We start from the raw sequence: 21,824 nt of genomic DNA on the forward strand, positions 1-21,824 counted from the left end.
GCCGGTCGGGTGCCGGTCGGGATCCGGTCGGGCGGCCGACGGGTCGGTGGCGCGGCCCGCAGGCGGTCAGCCCGCGGCGTTGAGTAGGTCCAGCACGCTCTGCTGGCAGCCGTAGTCGGTGCTGCCGGCCCCACCGGCCCAGTGCGGCCCGTACTGGTCGAGCGGGTTGCGGTCCTTGGTGTAGGCGGAGTTGGCCCAGGAACTGAGGGTCGAGGCGTACGGGTGGTCGGCGAGCTGGGTGTTGAGCCGGCCGAGCCCGCGGACGTAGGCGCCCTTGAAGGACGGGCCGTCACCGGTGCAGCCGTCGCCCTCGCCGGGCTCGCGCAGCACCCCGCCGCTCTGGAGCCGGGTGGTGGAGGCGTTCGCGAGGGTGCGTGCGGTGGTCAGCAGGCTCGCGTCACCGGTCGCCCGGTAGAGCTCGGTCAGGCCGCCGAGTACCACGCCCTGGTTGTACGTCCAGGTGGGCTGCCCGTTGTTGGCGCAGGCGTCGTTCAGCCCGTCGTTGATCATGTGGTCGGAGTTGATCATCTTGCTGTTCTGGAACCAGGTCCACTCGTTCCTGGCCCGGTTCAGGTAGGTGGTGTCCCCGGGGATGCGGTTGTGCAGGGCGGCGGTGAGCTGGAGGAACAGCTCGTTGGTGATCGCGTTCTTGTAGTTGCCGTTCGTGCTCCAGCGCACCCCGCCGCCGCAGGTGCTGTTCCAGTTCGCGAACATGTGGTCGGCGTCGGCGCGTGCCGTGTTGAGGTACCGGCTGTCGCCGGTCCGGTCGTAGGCGGCCACCCAGGCGAGCCCCCACCAGCCGGTGTCGTCGAGGTACTCGTTGGTGAAGTTGCCGCCCTGGGCGCCGATGTTCTTGTTGTACGTGTCGGCGATCGCGTACATGTAGCTGCCCATGCCGCTGACCCGGGCGTTGTCGATGATCGCCGTCAGCGCGTTGGCGCTGGTCCACCAGCCGTTGCCGCCGAAGAGCTTGGTGGTGCGGTCGAACGACATCATGAGTGCGGTCGCCGCCGCGGTGCGCCGATCGCCGGCGTTCCAGGTGGTCCGGGCCCATGCTGTGCACGTGATGCCGGTGCCCACCCGGCCGCACGCCCGGAGCGCGCCGACGCCCTGGACGTTCCAGTCGTCCACGTTGTACATCAGCGTGCGCCAGCTGTTGCCCCCGGACGGCACGCTGGTGTCGCCGAGCTTGCTGCCGTTCGTCCAGGTCCGGCCGCCGTCCATCGAGCGGTCGAGCCACACCTCGTCGCCCGCCGCGCCGTTGGCGATCGAAGCCCAGCCCATCGCGTCCGTGTCGTCGAAGTGCAGTACGACGGAGCGGCCGGACAGGGTGGCGGACACCGGCTGGCGGTCCTGGGGGCTGAGCGAGGGGTCCCTGGTGTCGCAGTACTTGTTGCACACCGCTGCCGCGGTCGAAGCCGCCGTGGCAGTCCCGGTCAGGCCTGACAACGTTGTCGCCATGGTCGTGCAGAGGAGGGCGGCACAGAGTGATCTGGGCATACGCATGAGGAACTCCTAGGTACGCGTGGGGGGTGCGACGGCCCGGCGTGGGGGGCCGGCCGGGGGAGCGCTCTCCAGGAAGCTAGCCAGCCGTCGATGCTCCGTCAATGGTCTGAACATGTCGACAATCCGCGACGAGTGCCGGCAGGAGTCTCCGGCCGGTGTCGGCGCGGCCGCCCGAAACGGGGCAGAACCTGCTGGTGGCCCGGCAGTTCGGCTGCGGCCGGTCGCGCTCCGATCGGGTTTCGTCGGAGCGCGACGACCTGCGGGGTGGCCGTGAATCTTCGACGGGTTCGGTCGACCTCGTTGACAAGTGTCCACAACTTCCCCTTTGCTGGCCGACGTTCGAGTCCGACGGTCCGGCGAAAGCCGCAACTGCCCAACTCTGGAGCCGCATGATGAAGCGATGGCGTATTCCCGTCGCGGCCGGTCTGATGATCCTCGGGCTTGCCGCGCCCCCGACAGCGACAGCGGAGGCGGCCGTGGCCGCAGTGTCGGACCCGGCGTCCCTGGTCAACCCGCTGCTCGGAACGTCGCACGAGGGCAACACCTTTCCCGGCGCCGACGCGCCGTTCGGCATGGTCCAGTGGAGTCCCGACACTCCGTCACGGCCGCCGGGGGGTGACTATGCCTATTCTGACAACGTTGTCACAGGGTTCAGCCTGAACCACCTCTCCGGGCCCGGCTGCGGTGCGATGGGCGACATCCCGGTCCTGCCGACCGTCGGAGGCGTCGACGGCGGTGCGACGGTCGGCTTCTCGCACGCCAACGAGTCGGCGAGCGCGGGCGCCTACTCGGTCAACCTCAACAACGGCGTGAACACCGAGCTCACCACGACCGCCCGGTCCGGGATGGCGCGCTTCACGTTCCCCTCGACCACCCAGGCCAACCTGCTGTTCAAGCTGAACGCGGACAAGGCCACGAACCTCCACTTCAACAAGGTGAGCAGCACCGAGGTCAGCGGCTCGGTGGACGCCGGCCTCTTCTGCGCGTCCAGCCCGTCGTACACCGCGTACTTCGACATGGTCTTCGACCGGCCGATCACCTCCACCGGCACGTTCAACGGCGGCAACTCGATCACCTTCGACACCACGGGCACCCGCACGGTGCAGGCGAAGGTCGGCCTCTCCTACGTCTCGATCGCCGGCGCCACCGCCAACCGGGTGGCGGAGAACCCGAACTGGGACTTCAACGCCGTCCGCACCGCAACGCACAACGCCTGGAACAGCGTTCTGGGCCGGGTCTCGGTCACCGGCGGCACCTCGGACCAGCAGAAGGTGTTCTACACCGCGCTGTACCACGCGCTGCTGCATCCGAACCTGATCAGCGACAGCGACGGGAGGTACTGGGGCTTCGACCGCCAGGTGCACACCGTCAGCGGTCGGCAGAAGGCGCAGTACGGCACCTACTCCGGCTGGGACATCTACCGCACGCAGGCCCAGCTGGAGGCCCTGGTCGCCCCGCAGCAGGCCAGTGACAGCGCACAGTCGCTGGTCAACGACTTCGCCCAGGGCGGCTTCCTGCCGAAGTGGTCGCTGAACTCGGCGGAGACGCAGGTGATGAACGGCGACCCGGGGCCGGCCATCATCGCCGACTACTACGCCTTCGGCGCACGGGACTTCGACACCGCCGCGGCCAAGAACGCGATGGTCAGGCAGGGCACCACCAGCAACCCCATCCGGATGGGCCTGGACCTGCAGACCAAGTACGGGTACCTGCCCGCGGACGGCGCCTACCCGCGCGACTTCTACGGCTCGGTGGCCACGCTCCTCGAGTACTCGGCGCAGGACTTCGCGACCTCCGCGTTCGCGGGCGCACTCGGCGACACCACCACGCGGGACCAGTTCGCCAATCGGGCACAGGACTGGCGCAACGTGTTCAACCCCGCCTCCGGCTTCATGCAGCCGAAGCTGAAGGACGGTTCCTGGCGCAGTGGCTTCAACGCCACCAGCAGCGACCAGTTCGTCGAGGGCACCTCCTGGCAGTACACCGGCGCCGTCCCCCACAACATCCGCGGTCTCGCCGACGCGATGGGCGGCAACGCCAAGCTCGCCGCCTACCTCGACAGCGTCCTCTCCGACTTCCACGGCTCCGGCGGCTCCCACGCCGATCTCGGCAACGAGCCCTCCATCGAACTCCCCTGGGAGTACGACTACATCGGCCAGCCCTGGAAGACCCAGAAGATCGTCCGTGACGTCCAGAACCAGCTCTGGCCCAACAACCCGGCCAACTGGAGCGTGGGCAACGACGATCTCGGCACCATGAGCGCCTGGTACGTCTTCTCCGCCATGGGCTTCTACCCCGAGACCCCCGGCACCGGCGACCTGGCTCTCGGCTCACCCCTGTTCACCAACGTCACCGTCTCCCTCGCCAACGGCAGCAAGCTCACCGTCAACGCACCGCAGGCTGCCACCAACGCCCCCTACGTCCAGAGCGCCACCCTCAACGGCGCCAACTGGAACAACGCCTACCTCCCGGCCAACGCCGTGATCAACGGCGCCACCCTGGACCTCACCCTGGGCACCACCGCCAACACCAACTGGGCCACCGGCGCGAGTTCCGCACCCCCCTCCTACAACGGCAACGGCGGCGCGAAGCCGCCCGGCCCGCAGCCCGCCCCCACCGGAGCGGTCACCTCGGGCCTCAACACCGCCAAATGCCTCGACGACTTCGGTGGGTCGTCCACCGCCGGCACCGTCGTGGACATCTGGGACTGCAACGGCACCCCCGCCCAGCAGTGGACGTTCAGCGGCGGAACGCTGCAGGTCAACGGCAAGTGCCTGGACATCACCGGCGGTGGCACCACCAACGGCAGCCTGGTCGAGATCTGGGACTGCACCGGTGGCACCAACCAGCAGTGGCAGGCCCGCAACGGCGCACTCGTCAACCCCGTGAGCGGACGCTGCCTCGACATCCCCGGCTTCAACACCACCAACGGCACCCGGCTCGACATCTGGGACTGCGACAACGGCGCCAACCAGAAGTGGAACCTGCCGGGCTGAGGCCGGCCGGCGGGTCCCCCGGGCCCGGCCGACGGGCGGTTCGGGGTCACGGCACGCGCCACGACCCCGAACCGCCGTCACCCTCGCGACCGGAAGAGGAAGGAGCGATTCCTACCCTCTCCGTCCGTCGGAGACGCCGTGAGCGGACCGGCCACCGCTGCCCGGTCCACGGGCCCCGGGGTGGCGGCCATCCGGATGCTCACCCGTGCAGTGCACCGACCGCGTGTGCTCGACCGCCGGTGGCCGAGGAGCCGTTGATGGTTGAGTGGGACCATGGACGGCATCGAGATCGACGAGAACCTGGTGCGCTCCCTGGTGAGGGAACGGCACCCGGACCTGGCGGGGCTGGACATCCGTAGGGTGGCCGGCGGCTGGGACAACCAACTGTGGCGTCTTGGATCAGAGTTGGCCGTACGCATGCCGCGTACGGAGCGAGCGCCCGCCCTCCTGCGCAAGGAGTTCCGGTGGCTGCCCGCTCTGGCGCCGCGCCTTCCACTCCCGGTCCCGATCCCGCTGCGGATCGGTGAACCGTCCGCGCTCTTCCCGCGGCCGTGGACCATCGCCACCTGGGTGCCCGGCGAACCGGCCGACCACGCCCCGATCAGCCACGATCGTGCGGCTGACACCATGGCGGCCTTCCTCGGGGCGCTCCATACGGAGGCGCCCGCCGACGCGCCGATCAGTCCCGACCGCGGAGTTCCCCTCCGGACGCTCACGGACGGCTTCGGGAAGCTGGTCGGGGAAGTGGCTTCCGGCGGGGCTGCCGACGACCTCCGGCACGTCCGGGACATCTGGGACGAGGCCCTCGCGGCCCCCGCCTGGGAGGGCCCGCCGGTATGGCTGCACGCCGATCTCCACCCGGCGAACGTCGTCGTCTCGGACGGCACGCTCTCGGGCGTGATCGACTTCGGCGACATGTGCGCGGGCGATCCGGCAGTCGATCTCGCGGCGGCGTGGGTCCTGCTTCCCGCAGGCGCGGCACCGCGGTTCTTCGACGCGTACGCACGGGCGGACGAGGCGATGATCCGCCGCGCCCGAGGGCTGGCCGCCCTGAAGAGCCTCTTCCTCATCCTCATGGGCCAGGCCGGAGAACGGGGCCTTCCAGGCGGCAAGCCGACCTGGGGACCCGCGGGCCGGGCAGCCCTCGACCGCGTTCTGGCATCGGCCCGGCCGGATCACAAGGCGCACTGAGACGGCAGCGCCGCCACGACCGGATGGTCCCGTCCGATCGGGCCGAGCTTCGCGCTGCTGCCGGGGGAGCCCAGGTCGGCGAAGAACTCGGCGTTCACGGTGGTGAAGTGCTGCCAGTCCTGCGGTGTGTCGTCCTCGAAGAAGATCGCTTCGACCGGGCACACGGGCTCGCAGGCGCCGCAGTCGGTGCACTCGTCCGGGTGGACGTAGAGCATGCGCTCTCCCTCGTAGATGCAGTCGACAGGGCACTCGTCGATGCATGCCTTGTCCTTGACGTCCACACAGGGCATGGCGATCACAAACGTCATCGAACTGCCGTCCTCTCCGGATGGGTGCTGAGTGCCGTTCCGACACGGCCGACCGTAGGGCCTCAAGTAAGCTTGAGGTCAAGTGGAGGAGACCCGTATGGCGAGCGACCGTTCCGACAACGTCCGGGCGACCCCGGACGACTGGCTGAGCATCGGCGAGGTGAGCGTGCGGACCGGGGCGGCCGTCTCCGCACTGCGGTTCTACGAAGAACTCGGCCTGATCGCCTCCGAACGCGACCATCGCAACCAGCGCCGCTACCCGCGGCACATGCTGCGCCGTGTCGCGTTGATCTCGGTGGCGAAACGGATCGGCATCTCGTTGCAGGATCTCCAGGAGGCGTTCGCCGACGTGCCGCTCGACCGTCCGCCGAGTCACCAGGAGTGGCAGCGTGCCTCGCGCGGCTGGAAGCGCCGACTGGAGGAGCGCCGGCAGACCATCGAGCGCCTGGAGACCGAGCTCACCGGGTGCATCGGCTGCGGATGTCTCTCGATGAAGGCCTGCGCCCTGCTGAACCCCGGTGACGCGCTCGCCGGGGACGGTGTCGGGGCCCGGCGGTTGTGAGGGGCGGCCTCGTTCGTCCCGTGCCACCTGTGTCGGGTCACTTCGGCAGTTCACCGTCGCCGACTCCGGCCACCGCAGCCGCACCGCCCTGCGTGCCCGACTGTGGTGGCGTAGCAGGAGCGCCTGCCATGGCCGGGAGGTTCCGGCCGTTCGGCGCCGGGGGCGGCGCCTCGCGTCCGGGCCCGGCGGGCGGGCGTCGGGCCCGGACGTGTCACCCGCAATAAGGTCCCGCACCCGGGCGCGGAAATCTGTGCTGGCGAGAGTAGACATCGCCTGGTGGCGTGTGTAACGTTCCTGGTGTTGGAAGAGCAGGACAGCTGAACGGGCAGACACGAACTGCCCGGGCGGTCATGCAGTCGGCGGTACCAGTAGTGATGCAGGAGGCGTGCAGGTCGTCAGTACGCGGGACCCGGTTGCAGTCGGGGTTCCGGCGGAAGGCGGGTGACCTGCCAGGCGTCGCGGGCCCGGTTGTGCGTGGGGTCCGAGACGGTGGCGGTTGCGCACGTACGACGCAGTACCGGCAGCACTCGGCCGTACGGGGACCCGCAGGAGTGGAACTCGCACGACGCATCACCGGCAGGACGGGTGGTGTCGGCAGCTCGCAGTACCGGCAGTACCGGCAGTACGGACAGTGCACACCAGAGGAGAAGGGAAGGGTTCACCCCGTCGGATCGCCCGCCACGGCATGCATTCCCCCGCCGGGCGGTCACCGCAGTAGCCATCGTCATGGAACGTCATGGAAGAGGTGGTCCTCGGTCACGCATACGCGATCCCCGCGCCCTGCCCCACTCCGGGGCAGCGCGGACACCGCAGGCCGGCACACCAGCCGGCAGCAGTAGTGCAGTAGATGGTGCAGTGAATCCTCATATCCCTGGGCCCCGGCGCGCAAAAGCGCCGGGGCCCTCGACCCGTTTCCCGAGAAAGAAGGTGTTGGTGGAACAGGCCACCCTCGCCACAGACCCGATCACGGCGGACCACATGAGCGCAGAGACCAAGTTCGACGACGACGACTACCCCGCCTACACCATGGGCCGGGCCGCGGAGATCCTGGGCACCACGCCGGGCTTCCTCCGGACCCTCGACGAGGCGAAACTCATCACCCCTCAACGATCCGCCGGCGGCCACCGCCGCTACTCCCGCTACCAACTGCGCATCGCCGCCCGCGCCCGCGAGATCGTCGACCAGGGCACCCCCCTCGACGCCGCCTGTCGCATCATCATCCTCGAGGACCAACTCGAAGAAGCGCTGCGCATCAACGCCGAACTCCGCGGCGACCACCCCGGCTAGAAGGGGCCCCTGCCGCCTCGGTGGTGAAGCCGCACGTGCGGGCGGCCCGTCGGTACCCGACCGGCCGCCGTGCAGGGCTGCTGCCGTCGCCGTCGCCGTCGCCCGTCGAAGGGGCTGCCGTTCGCGGCCCTGGGCGCGCGGTCCGGGCGGCGTCCGTTTCGGAACGGGGTCGAGCCCGCGCAGATGACTACACGAAAGTAGACGGATTAGGCGACCCTCAGTAAGGTGTGCCTTGCCTTGCTGGTCGGGGCTCCGTCCCGTGCCCGGCCTGCCGACCGTCCTCGATGACTTCCCGGAGTGCGCCATGTCTGCCCGCCGCCGTTCGACCGCCGCGACCCTCCTGATCCTCGCCGTCGCCGGGGCCGCGCTGGCCGGTTGCTCCACGAAGGACGAGGCCGCCTCGGCCGACGCGGTCCAGGTCGACGCCTCGGACGACGCCTGCGCGCTCTCGAAGACGACCTTCCCGGCCGGCGCCGTCGAGTTCGCCGTGCACAACAAGGGCTCCAAGAGCACCGAGGTCTACGTCTACGCCGCCGGCGACAAGATCGTCACCGAGCGCGAGAACATCGGCCCCGGCACCAGGGTCACCATCCACGCCGAAATCAAGGCCGGCGCGTACGAGGTCGCCTGCAAGCCCGGCATGACCGGCGACGGCATCCGCCAGAAGATCACCGTCACCGGCGCCGGCGACGCCGCCGCCCCCAAGGCCGACGCCCGCCTGGAGGCCGCGGTCACCGCCTACCGCACCTACGCGCAGGAGCAGGCCGACGCCACGATCCCGGTCGTCGAACAGTTCGCCGCCGCGATCAGGGCCGGCGACACGGAGAAGGCCAGGTCGCTGTTCGCACCGTCCCGCGTGGGCTGGGAGCGCACCGAGCCGATCGCCGAGAGCTTCGGCGACATCGACCCGAAGACCGACGTCCGCGAGGACGGCCTGGAGCCCGGCCAGACCTGGACGGGCTGGCACCGCCTGGAGAAGTCCCTCTTCGCCGACAACCGGATCGGCGACGAGGAGAAGACCCTCGCCGACCAGCTGGTCACCGACCTGAAGGACTGGCAGAAGCGCGTCCCGACCGCGGAGATCACCCCGACCTCCATGGCCAACGGCGCCAAGGAACTCCTCGACGAGGTCGCCACCGGCAAGGTCACCGGCGAGGAGGACCGCTACTCGCACACCGACCTGTCGGACTTCGCGGGCAACGTCGAGGGCGCCGAGAAGGCCTACGAGCTGCTGAAGCCCGTCGTCGCCGAGAAGGACGCCGCGCTGGCCGCCACCCTGGACACCGAGTTCGCCGCGATCAGGACCCTGCTCGCGAAGTACAAGCAGGGCGACGTCTACACCTCGTACGACAAGGTCGGCGAGCCGGAGCGCAAGGTCTTCGCGACCGCGGTCAACGCCCTGGGCGAGCCGCTGTCGAAGCTGGCCGCCGCGGTCGTCGCCAAGTAACCCGGCACCCCGCACCCGCGCCCCGCCGTGGCGGCCCACCCGGCCGCCACGGCACCCGCGGGCAGGGGACCGGAACCGTGGCCGGTCCGGGGTCCGCTCAGCCGTGGAACTCCGGGATGATCAGGTACAGCCCGTAGAGCACGGCGCCGGCGCACACCAGGAAGCACAGGGCGGCCCCCGCCAGGGCGGCGACCGAACTCCGGCCCTCGTCCCTGGCGTCCTGGTGGCTCAGCATCGACCGCACCCCCAGGGTGAACACCACGGCGACGGCGACCGTCGTGCCGATGCTGACGGCGGCCACCTCGCCCAGGGCGCTGAAGTCCAGTGCCACGGCAGCGTCCTCGCTCTCAGCTGCCCGCCGGGGCGGGCTGCGGGTTGACGGTCACGGTGGAGGCGTCGTTGACGTTGTCGGCGGTGACCGGGCTGCGCCGGGACAGCAGGTAGATCACCGCTGCCGCGGCCACGGCGGCCACGGCCACCGCGACCGTCCCGGCCGTTCCGCCGTTCACCACGAGGGCGGAGGCGCCGCCGCCGATCAGGCCGGCCGCCGGCAGGGTGATCAGCCAGGCGACGGCCATCCGCCGGGCCGTGCTCCAGCGGACCTCCGCCCGGCGGCGGCCGAGCCCGGCGCCGATGATGCTGCCGCTGCAGACCTGGGTGGTGGAGAGCGCGAACCCGAGGTGCGCGGAGGTCAGGATGACGGTGGCGGAGGCCGTCTCGGCGGTGAAGCCCTGCGGGGAGCGGATGTCGGTCAGTCCCCGGCCGAGCGTCCTGATGATGCGCCAGCCGCCGAGGTAGGTCCCCAGGCCGATGGCCAGGCCCGCGGTGAGGACCACCCAGATCGGCGGCCCGGCGCCGGTCGGCAGCGCACCCGTGGAGATCAGGCTGAGGGTGATCACGCCCATCGTCTTCTGCGCGTCGTTGGTGCCGTGCGCGAGCGAGACCATCGAGGCCGACCCGATCTGCCCGAACCGGAAGCCCTGATCCAGGGACTTCTCGTGGGCCCGCCCGCTGAGTCGGTGGACCAGGTGGGTGGCCAGCAACGCGGCGATCCCGGCGACCACCGGCGCGGCGAACGCCGGAATGATGATCTTCTCGAACACCTCGGCGAAGTTCACGGCCTTCAGCCCCGCACCGACCCACACCGCACCGACCAGCCCGCCGATCAGCGCGTGCGACGAGCTCGACGGGAGTCCGACCAGCCAGGTCAGCAGGTTCCAGAGGATCGCGCCGACCAGCCCCGCGAAGATCATGCCCAGGGTGATCAGTCCGTCGTTCACGATGCCGCCGGAGATCGTCCTGGCCACCGCCGTGGAGAGGAACGCGCCGACCACGTTGAGCACGGCGCTCACCAGTACGGCCACCCGCGGGGGGAGCGCGCCGGTGGCGATCGAGGTCGCCATCGCGTTCGCGGTGTCGTGGAAGCCGTTGGTGAAGTCGAACGCCAGAGCCGTGACGATCACCATCACGAGGAGGAACGTGATGTGGGACATGCGGCCAGTAGAACAGTGTTCGGCGCCGACGGGCGGCAGGACACTCGCCGTTGCGGCCGACTTGTCCGTCGGCAGGTGGCATACACACGACCTTTTCCGGCAGGGCCGTCCTGCTCCGGGCAGGCCCGCCCTCCCACCCGGCCCCGCTTCCGTCCCGCCCCGGCCGCCGTCTCACAACCGCCGGAGGCGCAGCACGCCGGTCAGCATCGGCAGCGTGAACCCGCCGTGGGCGGTCTCCGGCCTGCTCGCGAGGAAGGCGCGGATCCGGCCGAGCGCCGCCGCCCGCTCCTGCGCCGGCATGACCAGCATTCCCGCGCGGGTGGCGAGCGTGGCGACGAGGGAGTCGGCGGTACGGCGCTGCCCGTGCGGGAACTCGGCCTGCTCCGGTGCGCCGAACCGGGCGGCGCCGGTGTCCGGGAGGTGCAGGTCCGACGTCGCGGTGCGCCAGCTGCCGAGCGTGTCACGCGGGCCGACGGCCGCGCTCCCGCCGACCCGCGCCAGTCCGGCCGCCCAGGCGACCCGGTCGTCGATGACGTTCCACAGGCCGCCCAGGACACCGCCGGGCGTCAGGACCCTGGCGATCTCGGGTCCCGCGACGGCCATGTCGAACCAGTGCATGGCGTTGCCGGCCAGCACGGCGTCGATGGACGCGTCCGGCAGCGGGATCGCCTCGGCGCTTCCCGGCAGGGCGCGGACCGCGGGCAGCGCACGGCGCAGCTCGGACAGCATCGCCGGGTCGGGCTCGACCGCGACGACCTCCGCGCCCGACGCGACCAGTGCGGCGGTGAGCTTGCCGGTTCCGGCACCGAGGTCGAGCACCCGCGGTCCGGGCGCGGCCTCCAGCACCCAGCGCACCGCGGCCTGCGCGTAGTCCGGGCGGTGCTCGGCGTACGCGGCCGCGGCCGCGCCGAACGCCGAACTGTGGAGAAGCCGTTCGTCGTGGTCCATGCGATGACCGTGCCCACGGGGGAGGCGGGCGACGCCGGTTCGTGCCCGGGTGATGTGCGGACGTGCTCGACCGGGCACCCCGGCCGGGCACGGCCGCGGCGAGCCCGGCACCGCTCCCGCCTCGACCTCGCACAGCCTGTCAGGCCGGGGCGTGCGCCATCATGCCGTCGACGTTCTGTGCGGTGATGATGCCGAGGACGTAGCCGTCGTCGTCGATGACCGGCCAGATCACCAGGCGTTTGATCCGCATGGCGAGCGCCGCCAGCGCCAGGGCCATCGACGGCCAGGCGAACGGGCCGCGCTGGTGCACGGCACCGTGGATCGTGACCTGCTCGCCGGAGCGGGGGTGGGGGCGGTCGAGGAAGGGGCGCAGGCTGTGCGGGGTCACCAGGCCCGCACAGCGGCCGTCGTGGCCGCGCACGACCAGGTAGCCGACGTGGGCGTTGTGGAAGATGTCGTCGACGCGGTCGACGCTGCTGTCGTCGGCGATCTGGTACTCGCACGGCTCCATCGCGTCGGCGACGGTCAGGGAGTTCACGGTTGCCGTTCGGCTGGTGGGGCGGGTCGTGGTCACGGTGTCACCGGGCCTGCCTCCGGGCCGGTCAGCGACTGCCCGGACGTGTGCCTCGCCCAGGACGAAGCCGGAACGGGGACCGGATACGGAATGCCCTGGACACCATCACCCTACTCCCGGCCTCCGCCCGGGGAGGACCGGCGCGGAGTACCGTCGGAGACAACCGAGGACATGTCGCACACCCGTACCCGCGCCGGTGTCGCCCTGGGTCATGATCGGTCCTCACCCGGACCGGACGGGCGGCTCCTCATGACGCCGATTCCCCTGCCGACCCCTTCCTCGCGACGGTCCAGGCCTGTCCCCGGCACGCTCCTCCTGCCACGCCTGGCGCTGGAACCGACGATGGCGCGCACCGGCATGTTCGACGGGGCGTGGTGGCCGCGGACGGCCGACGTGCGGGCCGAGCTGCCGGACCTGATCACCGCGCTCGGCGCCCACCTCGGCCCGATCCTCAGGGTCGGCCTCGACACCGTGGCCTGGCGCCACGTGCCCCGCTCGGTGGCCGTGAACGGCCTGGCGGTCAAGATCGGCCTGTTCACCGCCGACGGCGGGACGATCAGCCTCACCCGCGGCTTCCAGGACCACTTCCTCCTGCTGGTGGTACCGCCCGGCACGGACCCGCGGACCGCCGCCGCCGCCATGGCGGGCGCCGCCGAGACGGGCAACCGCACGCCGGCGGTGGAACTGCTCACCCCGGGGCTGCCCGGAGCCGTGACCGGTACGGTCCGCCTCGGACCCGAGGACCGGGCCGAACCGGTGGAACCCGCCTCTGACCGCTGACCGCTGACCGCTGACCGCCGACCGCCGGCCTCCGACACGAGGAGCCTGGGCGCGGTGGCGGTCGGGGTGGGCGACGGGCGGGCGTACCGGTTCGACGTGCGCGCCCGGTGCCCGCGGGGGAGGATTCCTTTCATGATCGTCGACTGTGCCGTCTACCGGGACGGGATGCGCACCGAGGGGTACGCGGACTTCTCCGGCGCCCTGGAGCAGGCACGGGCCTCGACCGGCGGCTTCGTCTGGGTCGGCCTCCACCAGCCGACGAAGGACGAGTTCGATCTGCTCGGCGACGTGTTCGGGCTGCATCCGCTGGCGGTGGAGGACGCGCTGGAGGCGCATCAGCGGCCGAAGCTGGAGGTCTACGACGGGTCGCTGTTCGTGGCGCTCAAGCCGGTGGTGTACGAGGCGGAGAGCGACACCGTCTCGACCGGTGAGCTCATGGTGTTCCTCGGAGACGCGTTCGTCGTGACGGTCCGGCACGGCGAGGGCGCGCCGTTGAAGGCCGTGGTGCGGCGGCTGGACGCCGAGCGGGAGCTGCCGCGCGCGTACGGCCCGACCGCGGTCCTGTACGCGGTCGTCGACGCCGTCGTGGACCACTACCTGGAGGTCGCGGCCGAGCTGCAGACGGACCTGCAGGAGCTGGAGGCGGAGGTCTTCTCGCCCGACGGCGGCGGCTCGCAGGCCGCGGCCGCGCGGATCTACACCTTCAAGCGGCAGATCCAGGAGTTCCGCAGGGCCACCGGTCCGCTGACCGCGCCGCTCGCCCGGCTGGCGGGCGTGGGCCCGCTCGCGGCCGCCGTGCCGTTCGTGGACGGGAGGGTCGAGCCGTTCTTCCGGGACGTCGCCGACCACGTGACCCGCGTGAACGAGTCCATGGACAGCCTGGACCGGCTGGTCTCCGACGCCCTGTCCGCCTACCTGGCACAGGTGGGGGTGCGGCAGAACGACGACATGCGGAAGATCTCCGCGTGGGCGGCGCTGATCGCCCTTCCGACGCTGATCGCGGGCGTCTACGGGATGAACTTCGAGCACATGCCGGAACTCCACTGGGTGTGGGCGTACCCGGCCGTGATCGGGGTCATGGCCGTCTTCGAGGTGCTGCTGTTCCGCCTCTTCAGACGGCGCGGCTGGCTCTAGGGTGTGTCCGACCATTCCCGACGGGCGCACGGCGCCGGGCCGGGCCGGGGGAGTGGGGGCGGGGCGGCGCGGTGGCCGCCCGGCGCGAGGGCGGCCACCTGCTGCTCTGAACCTGTGCGGCGCCGTGAGCCGTTGAGGACGTGGCGTCAGTCGGAGGCGGTGGAGAGGCGGTCCGCGAGCCAGCGCTCGATGTCGCGCAGCGCCGCCCGGGCCATGCCTGTCGGACGGGACGTGAAACCGTGCGGCGCTTCCGGGTAGATCCGGAGGTCGACCTCGCCGCCGGCTGCCGAAACCCGGGCGGCCATGGCCATGTTGTCCTCCAGCAGGATGTCCGAGCCGCCGACGACCATCAGCATCGGCGGCAGCCCGCGGAGATCACCGTAGACCGGGGAGACGTCCGGAACGGTGCGGTCGGTCACATGGCCGGCATACGCCCGGATGAAGTACTCGTCGACGATCAGCCGGCCTGCGGGGGTCAGACCGCTCAGGTCGTAGACGCCGAACTGCAGTGCGGCACCGGCGATCGCGGCGGTGAGACCGCGGTCGCGCAGGCGCAGGAGGGTCGTCACGGCAAGCGTGGCTCCCGCCGAGAAGCCGCCCGTCGTCAGCCGGTTCGTGCCGAAGCGGGCCTCGGCCTGCTCGACGAGCCAGAGTGCCGCCGTCTCGCAGTTGTCGGGCGCGGCCGGCCAGGGGTGTTCGGGAGCGAGCCGGTAGTCCACGCTCACGACGAGGATGCCGAGCGCATCCGCGAGCTGCTGGTTGCGCGCGTCCCGCCGTGCCGCCGGCCCCAGGTAGAAGCCGCCACCGTGGATGTCCAGATGGACGGCGCGCGGCACGCCGCTCCCGGGAGCGAGGATCCGCACGGGCACTCGCCGACCGGCGGCTTCGACCACCTCTTCGACGGCCGACGAGCCGGAGGGTGATGAGGCCGCGTCCCGCCGGGCTCGCGCCGCCCGCAGCTCGTCCAGGTTGCTCGGGCCCTTCGCGCCCCCCGACGCGGCCCTGGCCGCCCTGCACTCCTCGACGTGCACTGCGAGCTCCGTGTCGACGAGACTCTTCAACCCCAACTGCATGCGCGTCCTTCGGTCCACTGTGCCGCGGCGCTGCTTCGCCGCGGCTTCTCGACGGCAACCGGTCGACCCGATTGTCCCCTGCCGTCGTCGGGCGTGGCGTCGTGTTCGAGCCGGGCCGCGGGGTGCAGGTGCGCCCGGCGGTGCTCGCCGCGACGGTCCCCGGCGTTCCCGACGGGCAGCCGCAGGCGGCGACCCTTCCGAGGGTGCGGGCACATCGCGGGTGCCACGAACCGGCGGGGCCGGACCTGGACGGTCGCGGGGCAGGGGCAGGGGCAGGGGCAGGGGCGGGGACGGCCGCGTCGCCCCACCGCATGTGTGCGCACGGCATCCACTCGTCGCCGCACGGAGGTTGACAGTGGTCAGTCGTACCCCGAGACTCCCGAGAGAGCGCTCTCTGACGCTCGATGTGCGACCTGTCCCGCGCGTACCGCACCCGCCCGCAGCCGCCGTACCCCGCGACGGCTCCGGGTCGGTTCCGGCATCCCACCCCCAGGGAGATGCACATGCGACACCTGCCCCTGCTCTTACGACCCCTGGCCCGGGCCCTGCGACGACGACGCCCCCTGGTGGCCGTCCTGGTCGCGCTGGCCCTGGCGGCCGGCGGCGCGGTCGGCGTCTCGGCCGGCCCCGCGAGCGCCGTCTCCACCCTGCTGTCCCAGGGCAGGCCGGTCACGGCCTCGTCCGTGGAGAACGCCGGTACCCCCGCGTCGGCGGCGGTCGACGGCAACGCCGGTACCCGCTGGTCGAGTTCTGCCTCCGACCCGCAGTGGCTCCAGGTCGACCTCGGTGCCACGACCTCCGTCTGCCGGGTGGTGCTGAACTGGGAAGGCGCCTTCGCCAGCGGCTTCCGGATCGAGGTGTCCGACAACGCCTCCGCCTGGACGCCGATCCACACCAACGCCACCGGTGCCGGCGGCGTCCAGGACCTCACCGTGTCCGGCAGCGGCCGCTACATCCGCCTCTACGGCACCGCCCGCGCCACCGCCTGGGGTTACTCGCTGTGGGAGTTCCAGGTCTTCGCCGGCCCGGGATCCGGCCGCGGCGGCGGCGGAGGCGGCGGTGGTGACTTCTCCGGCACGGTGATCTCCGCCTACAAGCAGGTCACCGCCTCGTCGTACGAGGGCGGCAACGCCCCGGCGGCGGCGCTGGACGGACGCACCACCACCCGCTGGTCCAGCCAGCCCGGCGACGCCCAGTGGCTGCGGGTCGACCTGGGCGGCGCCGCCACCATCACCGGCGCCGTGCTCACCTGGGAGACCGCGTACGGCACCGGCTACCGCATCGAGGTGTCGGACAACGGCACCACGTGGACGCCGATCCACACCACCACCACGGGCACCGGTGGCACCGAGCGCCTGGCGATCACCGGCAAGGGCCGCTACGTGCGGTTCTACGGCACGGCGCGCGCCACCGCCTACGGCTACTCGCTCTGGGAGTTCCAGGTCTATGGCACGGTCGACTCCTCGGCCGCCACGCCGCCGCTGCTCTCCGGGCCCACCAGGGCGCCGGCCGCGCTCGGCCAGTTCGCGCTGTCCGCCCCGGCGGACAGGGCCATGGTCACCAGCACCCGTCGGCCTGCGTTCTCCTGGGCCGCGGTGCCGGGCGCCGCGCACTACGAGGTGTGGCTGAACCTCAGCCGCACCGACTACGACTTCACCCAGAACGTCGACCTGATCGACCTCTACACCAAGGTCGCCGAGCCCACCGGCACCACCTACACGCCGAGTTGGGACATCTCCGACCGCTGGACCTACCGGTGGTACGTGACCGCGGTGAGCGCCTCCGGGGTCCGCACCACCTCCGGCATCCGGACCTTCAGCCTCTACCTGCCCGACATCGAGACCACCGACGACGGCGTCGGCATCGTCAACGGCGCACGCGACCTCGACAAGAGCGGCACGATCGAGCCGTACGAGGACTGGCGGCAGCCCGTCGAGACCAGGGTCGGCGACCTCCTGGGCAGGATGACCCTGGAGGAGAAGGCCTACCAGATGTTCTACAACGTCCAGTCGTACCCCATGTCCGGCTGGCACTTCGGCCCGGCGCAGCCGGGTGACCTGCACCAGGTGCTGCTCTCCACGGCGGCCACCCGGCTGGGCATCCCGCCGGTCTCGGCGGGCGACACCACGGCCGGCTACCAGACGACCTATCCGCTGCAGAGTACCCTGGCGGCCGGCAAGGACTACGCGCTGGACTACCAACTGGGCAACATGCAGCGGCTGGAGGAACTGGAGGTCGGGGCGCGCGGCACCCTGTCGCCGCTGGCGGAGGTCGGCACCAAGGTGCTGTACCCCCGCATCCAGGAGGGCGGCGGGGAGAACGCCGAGGTCGCGGCCGCCCAACTGCGGGCGCTGGTGGCCGGTCTCCAGGGCGGCCCGGAGCTCAACCCCGGCTCGGTGCTGGCGACGGTCAAGCACTGGCCCGGCGAGGGCGCCGGGGGCGAGGCCGGGATCACCTACGACGGCGTCACCATCAAGTACCACATGATCCCGTTCCGGGCGGCGATGCAGGCCGGCGCGGTGAACATCATGCCGGGCTACGCGGGCAGTTCGTACCTGGACCCGGGCGGCCCGGGAGCGGGTGACAGCGCGAAGATCCTCGCGTACCTGCGGCAGAACCTCGGCTACACCGGCCTGATCACCACCGACTGGCTGCCCTCCTCGGCGTGGGTCGACGCGGCGAACGCCGGTTCCGACGTGATGGGTGGTGCCGACCCGGGCGCGCCCGGCTACACCATGGCGACCTTCGAGTCGCAGGTGCCCCTGGCCAGGATCGACGACGCGGTGACCCGCATCCTGCGGCTCAAGTTCCAGCTGGGCGTCTTCGAGCACCCGTACGGCGACCCGGTGAACGGGCCCTACCGGTTCCACCAGCCCGCCTACGTGGAACTCGCCGAGAAGGCCGCCAGGGAGTCCGACACGCTGCTCAAGAACACCGGCGTGCTGCCGGTCCGGCTGAACGCCGGGGACAGCATCGTGGTCGCCGGTCCGCGGGCCACCGACGGCTCGGCGTGCTGCATCTGGACCAGCTACTTCCACGACAACTACGGCTCCCGGACGCTGCTCGACGCGGTGAGGGCGCGGGCGGCCAAGGCCGGGGTCACCGTGTACCAGGACACCGCGCCCGCACCGAAACTGGCCGTGGTGGCGGTCGGTGAGCCCACGTACACCCACGCCACCGCGTGGGTGAAGGAACAGCCCCACCTGCCGGCCGACCAACTGGCCGTCATCCAGCGGTTCAAGCAGCAGGGCATCCCGGTGGTCGTGGTGCTGACGCTGCCGAGGCCGATCGTGATCAGCGAGTGGAACGACCTGGCCGATGCCATCGTGGTGACCTACCGCGGCGGCGAGGAGGTCGGCCCGGCCACCGCCGGGCTGCTGTTCGGCGACCACACGCCGTCGGGCAAGCTGCCGTGGCAACTGCCGCGGAGCCTGGACCAGGTGCTCAAGCCGGGCGGCACCGACACGCTTGCCGACGCGAACGAGAACTGGGACCTGCCGTACGACCTGGGCGCCACCGCCGCGGAACGGGCGGACATCCGGGCCAGGATCGACGCCGGGCAGCCGGTGCCGACGACCTACGGCAACCCGCTCTACCCGTACGGAGCCGGCCTGACCGGCTGGAACTGACGCCCGGTCGGCCGATCAGGTGCCCCCGCTCCCGGCGCGAACTCCGGGAGCGGGGGCACCTCGGACGCCGTCACGGGTGCCCGGCGCCGTCCGGGAGTTTCGCCGGGAAGGAGTCCGGTCCGGACCGGGAGAGGCAGGAGACGTTCAGTCGGGTCGGCCGCTTTCTGCGGCGGTTCGTGCCCGCCGGCGACTCCGGGCTGCGGTTCACCATGCGGGTCGACCTGACGGACCGACAGGCTGCTTTGCAGTCACCGTGGTTAGCCGTACGGGTTCCTCAGGTAGGTCCGTCACCAACCGGGAGATGACACGCTGTCCACGGAGGAACCGGTCAGCGTGGAACCCGTCCAACGGCAGCCGGACCCAACCGAAGGAGACCAGGGTGAACCGAAGCCAGGTCGTACGCCCGATCGCCGCGATCATCCTCACTGCGACCGTCCTCACCGGCTGCGCGTCGACCGGGGCCACGGAGGGAGGGCCCATCGCCGCGTCCAGCGGCACCGCTGGTGCGATCACTTCCACGGAGCTGCAGAACCTTGGGTTCGCTCTCAGCGAGCAGGGCAGGGAAGGACCGTACAGGGAGTTCTTCGGGTCGCTCGAACTGGACGACCGCACCGGCACCGTCACTCTTTACGCCACGGATGACGGCAAGGCGCGCGACATGGTCGACGCCGGGAAAGCCGCACACCCCGGCATCGACACCGGTCGGGTCCGCATCGCCAAGTGCCGTTACGCACGAGCGGACATCGATTCCGTCCTTGACGCGATCATGAGAGCATCCGACGCGCACACGCTGCCCTACGTGGTCCACCAGGCATCAGCGGCGCCCGGAGCGTCAGGCGTTCAGGTTGCCACCGACAAGGGCGGAGCGGCCTCCCCGGAGATGAAGAAGGCCCTCGAAGGCATCGCAGGCAGCATGCCGGTCACCGTTGCCGAGGGGCAGGCAGTCCACAACCTCGACGCCACTGCTCAACCGTCAAAGCCCTCCCCGTCCTGATCGGAAGGCGCGCCTCGGCCCGGCGTTCGTCCCGTAGGTCACTCGGCCTGCTGAGATCGGCTGGATCCGGGGGCGTGCGGGAGGACGTCCTGCTCGATCGAGGGACGGTTCATGGGTTGTGCCGGTCGTGGTGCCGGGAGCATGCCGGCCGCTGCCGCTGCCGCTGCCGCTGCCGCCGACAGTCGGTGCCGGGGTGGGGGCATGACGGTGCCGCAGGCCGGGCAGTCGCCCGGTGCCCGACCGCCGGGCCTGGACCACCGCCCACCGGGAGACCGCCCGTGCCTGTACTCGCCGCCGTCCTGCTGCTGGCCTTCCTGTTGTTCGCCGTGGGCTTCGCCCTCAAGGCCCTCTGGTGGGCCGCGCTCGCCGTCCTGGTGGTGTGGCTGATCGGGTTCGCCCTCCGCGGCACCCGTGCGGACGGCTCCCGCTGCCGCTGGTACCGCTGGTAGCCCGTGGCGGCCCGCCGAGACGGTCCGGCCGCGCACGGACCGTCTCGCGGCCGGGTGCATCGGCGGGCGGCGGCAGGGTAGCCGAACGGCGTCGCTGCAGGTCCGGACGGAGGGGAGTGGTGCCCGGTGATGGGGCACTCGCACGCGCTCGGCGGCGCGCTGGTGTTCGCGGGGGCAGGGCCGTTCCTGCTGCCGTCGCTGATCGGCCGCCCGCTGTCGCCGGGCGAGGTGCTGCTGGGCACGCTGCTCTCCGCCGGTGCTGCGCTGCTGCCGGACGCGGACCATCCGGACGGTACGGTTGCGCACCTCCTGGGCCCGGTGACGCGGCTCCTGTGCCGGGCCGTCGGGAAGATCAGCGGAGGGCACCGGCACGCGACGCACTCCCTGCTGTTCGCCGCTGCCGCCACGGCCGGCGCCGCTCTCGGCGTCGCCCGGCTGGGCCGGCCCTTCGTCCTCGGGCTGGTCCTCCTGCTGCTGTTCCTGGCGCTGCGCGCCCTGCACCTTCCCGCGCCGGGCCCGGGTCCGGCGGCCTGGACGACCGCGGCCGGGCTCGCCGCGCTCGGTGCGGCCGCCACCGACCGCTGGCTCCCCGGCACGGGCGGATGGCTGCCGTACGCGGTGGGTCTGGGCGTGCTGGCCCACCTGCTCGGCGACTTCCTGACCCGACAGGGCGTGCCGCTGTTCTGGCCCCTCCGGCGCCGGTACGAGGTCGTGCTGATCAGGCGGTCCGGCAACGGCGTCGAGACGCGGCTGCTCGTCCCGCTGATGACCGTGGCCACGTTCGTCCTGCTCTGGTTCGGCGCCTTCTCGGCGTCCCTGCCCACGTTCTGACCGCGGGGGCGAGCCGCCGTACGGCCCGGCGTCCGGCACGGATGTGCCGCGCCGCGGGCGGGCACGCCTCGGACGGCCACACCGTGGACGCCGGGTCCGTCCACCGGCGGCAGCGGGGGCGCCGTCCGCTCCTACGCCGTCTCCGTCGCCCCGCCTCGACCCGTCACGCGATCACCCACCCGCAGGCTCGCCCCCGGATCCGCAGGCGGGGTCCGTCACGAATCGGCTCAGGCGATACCCCGGCGGGTACGTCACCCGGCCGCACAGCGTGTCGATCCGGATCATCGACGCGTCGATCCCCGCCTCCCGCAGGCGGTGCAGGTGGACGCGCAGTTCCGCACGGTCCTCGGTCTCGAAGACCACTTCCCAGCGTCCCGGGCCTGGCGCCGCGGGCGCGGCAACCCGCTGCCCGTTCGGCCTCCTGCGGCCTGCTCTTCCCCTGTTCTGGCACCGGTTCAGAATCCTCGGTCGGAGGCGGCGGAGCAAGGGGAGTTGAAGCCGGCGCAAGCGGCGGAGTGAGCACTGGCCGGACACGGCCCGGTGGTCCGGCGGCAGCGGAACGCAGGTCGGCGCGTCTCCGGACGGGGCGGCCGGCGGTGTGCCTGGTGAGGACCGTGATCGC

At 71.6% G+C, this 21,824-nt stretch carries 19 protein-coding genes; 11 read left to right on the forward strand and 8 right to left on the reverse strand.

Annotated features, from left to right (window positions below; translation table 11 throughout):
* Nucleotides 1-66: 66 nt before the first annotated feature.
* Nucleotides 67-1,461, reverse strand: coding sequence for a glycoside hydrolase family 76 protein (locus tag OG335_RS38695; RefSeq protein WP_405009177.1), 1,395 nt, complete (start codon nucleotides 1,459-1,461; stop codon nucleotides 67-69).
* A gap of 473 nt (nucleotides 1,462-1,934) precedes the next feature.
* On the opposite strand from OG335_RS38695, the gene OG335_RS38700 reads away from it, so the two are divergent.
* A complete protein-coding gene (locus tag OG335_RS38700) occupies nucleotides 1,935-4,502 on the forward strand; it encodes a lectin (RefSeq protein WP_405015634.1) in 2,568 nt (855 codons plus the stop codon).
* Nucleotides 4,503-4,775: 273 nt separating this feature from the next.
* Nucleotides 4,776-5,693, forward strand: coding sequence for an aminoglycoside phosphotransferase family protein (locus OG335_RS38705; protein ID WP_405015283.1), 918 nt, complete (start codon nucleotides 4,776-4,778; stop codon nucleotides 5,691-5,693).
* Here the strand turns inward: OG335_RS38705 and fdxA are convergent.
* Entirely contained in the window at nucleotides 5,678-6,001 is a 324-nt protein-coding gene (fdxA, locus tag OG335_RS38710; RefSeq protein WP_405009176.1) for a ferredoxin, read from the reverse strand. The two genes, OG335_RS38705 and fdxA, sit on opposite strands and share 16 nt — an antisense overlap.
* Nucleotides 6,002-6,098: 97 nt before the next feature.
* Between fdxA and soxR the strand changes: the two genes are divergently transcribed.
* From soxR to efeO, 3 genes are all read left to right on the forward strand, one after another.
* Nucleotides 6,099-6,563 (forward strand): redox-sensitive transcriptional activator SoxR, encoded by a 465-nt coding sequence (soxR, locus tag OG335_RS38715; RefSeq protein ID WP_405009175.1) that lies wholly within the window; start codon nucleotides 6,099-6,101, stop codon nucleotides 6,561-6,563.
* Between the two features lie 978 nt (nucleotides 6,564-7,541).
* Nucleotides 7,542-7,850: a MerR family transcriptional regulator gene (locus tag OG335_RS38720; RefSeq protein WP_405015282.1), complete on the forward strand. Its 309-nt coding sequence runs from the start codon at nucleotides 7,542-7,544 to the stop codon at nucleotides 7,848-7,850.
* A 304-nt stretch (nucleotides 7,851-8,154) separates the two neighbouring features.
* Nucleotides 8,155-9,297 (forward strand): iron uptake system protein EfeO, encoded by a 1,143-nt coding sequence (efeO, locus tag OG335_RS38725; RefSeq protein WP_405009174.1) that lies wholly within the window; start codon nucleotides 8,155-8,157, stop codon nucleotides 9,295-9,297.
* A gap of 97 nt (nucleotides 9,298-9,394) precedes the next feature.
* Here efeO and OG335_RS38730 read toward each other — a convergent pair whose 3' ends face one another.
* From OG335_RS38730 to OG335_RS38745, 4 genes are all read right to left on the reverse strand, one after another.
* Nucleotides 9,395-9,628 carry a hypothetical protein gene (locus OG335_RS38730; RefSeq protein ID WP_405009173.1) on the reverse strand — a complete coding sequence of 78 codons (234 nt, stop codon included), beginning with the start codon at nucleotides 9,626-9,628 and terminating at the stop codon, nucleotides 9,395-9,397.
* Between the two features lie 16 nt (nucleotides 9,629-9,644).
* Nucleotides 9,645-10,790, reverse strand: coding sequence for an anion permease (locus tag OG335_RS38735; protein ID WP_405009172.1), 1,146 nt, complete (start codon nucleotides 10,788-10,790; stop codon nucleotides 9,645-9,647).
* Nucleotides 10,791-10,961: 171 nt separating this feature from the next.
* Nucleotides 10,962-11,738 carry a class I SAM-dependent methyltransferase gene (locus tag OG335_RS38740; protein ID WP_405009171.1) on the reverse strand — a complete coding sequence of 259 codons (777 nt, stop codon included), beginning with the start codon at nucleotides 11,736-11,738 and terminating at the stop codon, nucleotides 10,962-10,964.
* Nucleotides 11,739-11,877: 139 nt separating this feature from the next.
* Entirely contained in the window at nucleotides 11,878-12,312 is a 435-nt protein-coding gene (locus tag OG335_RS38745) for a CBS domain-containing protein (protein ID WP_405009170.1), read from the reverse strand.
* A gap of 249 nt (nucleotides 12,313-12,561) precedes the next feature.
* Here OG335_RS38745 and OG335_RS38750 point away from each other — a divergent pair, with 249 nt between their 5' ends.
* Both OG335_RS38750 and OG335_RS38755 read left to right on the forward strand, forming a co-directional pair.
* A complete protein-coding gene (locus OG335_RS38750; protein ID WP_405009169.1) occupies nucleotides 12,562-13,092 on the forward strand; it encodes a DUF5994 family protein in 531 nt (176 codons plus the stop codon).
* Between the two features lie 132 nt (nucleotides 13,093-13,224).
* The gene (locus OG335_RS38755) at nucleotides 13,225-14,226 is read left to right on the forward strand and encodes a magnesium and cobalt transport protein CorA (RefSeq protein WP_405009168.1); all 1,002 of its coding nucleotides are present in this window, start codon (nucleotides 13,225-13,227) and stop codon (nucleotides 14,224-14,226) included.
* Nucleotides 14,227-14,372: 146 nt separating this feature from the next.
* On the opposite strand, the gene OG335_RS38760 is transcribed toward OG335_RS38755, so the two are convergent.
* On the reverse strand, nucleotides 14,373-15,299 hold the full coding sequence (locus tag OG335_RS38760) for an alpha/beta hydrolase (RefSeq protein WP_405009167.1): 927 nt from the start codon (nucleotides 15,297-15,299) through the stop codon (nucleotides 14,373-14,375).
* A 503-nt stretch (nucleotides 15,300-15,802) separates the two neighbouring features.
* On the opposite strand from OG335_RS38760, the gene OG335_RS38765 reads away from it, so the two are divergent.
* The 4 genes from OG335_RS38765 (at nucleotide 15,803) to OG335_RS38780 (ending at nucleotide 21,202) form a co-directional block, all read left to right on the forward strand.
* Complete coding sequence (locus OG335_RS38765; RefSeq protein ID WP_405009166.1) at nucleotides 15,803-18,928, forward strand: discoidin domain-containing protein; 3,126 nt, start codon at nucleotides 15,803-15,805, stop codon at nucleotides 18,926-18,928.
* Nucleotides 18,929-19,307: 379 nt separating this feature from the next.
* The gene (locus OG335_RS38770) at nucleotides 19,308-19,922 is read left to right on the forward strand and encodes a hypothetical protein (RefSeq protein WP_405009165.1); all 615 of its coding nucleotides are present in this window, start codon (nucleotides 19,308-19,310) and stop codon (nucleotides 19,920-19,922) included.
* A 278-nt stretch (nucleotides 19,923-20,200) separates the two neighbouring features.
* Entirely contained in the window at nucleotides 20,201-20,371 is a 171-nt protein-coding gene (locus OG335_RS38775; protein ID WP_405009164.1) for a hydrophobic protein, read from the forward strand.
* A 129-nt stretch (nucleotides 20,372-20,500) separates the two neighbouring features.
* Entirely contained in the window at nucleotides 20,501-21,202 is a 702-nt protein-coding gene (locus OG335_RS38780) for a metal-dependent hydrolase (RefSeq protein WP_405009163.1), read from the forward strand.
* Nucleotides 21,203-21,373: 171 nt separating this feature from the next.
* Here the strand turns inward: OG335_RS38780 and OG335_RS38785 are convergent, their stop codons facing one another.
* On the reverse strand, nucleotides 21,374-21,565 hold the full coding sequence (locus OG335_RS38785; protein ID WP_405009162.1) for a hypothetical protein: 192 nt from the start codon (nucleotides 21,563-21,565) through the stop codon (nucleotides 21,374-21,376).
* Nucleotides 21,566-21,824: the final 259 nt, after the last annotated feature.

This window comes from Kitasatospora sp. NBC_01539 (assembly GCF_045040525.1).
Taxonomy (GTDB): domain Bacteria; phylum Actinomycetota; class Actinomycetes; order Streptomycetales; family Streptomycetaceae; genus Kitasatospora.

Coding starts and splice junctions, on each gene's coding strand:
- OG335_RS38765 (WP_405009166.1), top strand. CDS start 15,803: ATGCGACACCTGCCCCTGCTCTTACGACCCCTGGCCCGGGCCCTGCGA.
- OG335_RS38740 (WP_405009171.1), bottom strand. CDS start 11,738: ATGGACCACGACGAACGGCTTCTCCACAGTTCGGCGTTCGGCGCGGCC.
- OG335_RS38780 (WP_405009163.1), top strand. CDS start 20,501: ATGGGGCACTCGCACGCGCTCGGCGGCGCGCTGGTGTTCGCGGGGGCA.
- OG335_RS38755 (WP_405009168.1), top strand. CDS start 13,225: ATGATCGTCGACTGTGCCGTCTACCGGGACGGGATGCGCACCGAGGGG.
- soxR (WP_405009175.1), top strand. CDS start 6,099: ATGGCGAGCGACCGTTCCGACAACGTCCGGGCGACCCCGGACGACTGG.
- OG335_RS38760 (WP_405009167.1), bottom strand. CDS start 15,299: ATGCAGTTGGGGTTGAAGAGTCTCGTCGACACGGAGCTCGCAGTGCAC.
- OG335_RS38735 (WP_405009172.1), bottom strand. CDS start 10,790: ATGTCCCACATCACGTTCCTCCTCGTGATGGTGATCGTCACGGCTCTG.
- OG335_RS38750 (WP_405009169.1), top strand. CDS start 12,562: ATGACGCCGATTCCCCTGCCGACCCCTTCCTCGCGACGGTCCAGGCCT.
- OG335_RS38700 (WP_405015634.1), top strand. CDS start 1,935: ATGATCCTCGGGCTTGCCGCGCCCCCGACAGCGACAGCGGAGGCGGCC.
- OG335_RS38705 (WP_405015283.1), top strand. CDS start 4,776: ATGGACGGCATCGAGATCGACGAGAACCTGGTGCGCTCCCTGGTGAGG.
- OG335_RS38720 (WP_405015282.1), top strand. CDS start 7,542: ATGAGCGCAGAGACCAAGTTCGACGACGACGACTACCCCGCCTACACC.
- fdxA (WP_405009176.1), bottom strand. CDS start 6,001: ATGACGTTTGTGATCGCCATGCCCTGTGTGGACGTCAAGGACAAGGCA.
- OG335_RS38695 (WP_405009177.1), bottom strand. CDS start 1,461: ATGGCGACAACGTTGTCAGGCCTGACCGGGACTGCCACGGCGGCTTCG.
- efeO (WP_405009174.1), top strand. CDS start 8,155: ATGTCTGCCCGCCGCCGTTCGACCGCCGCGACCCTCCTGATCCTCGCC.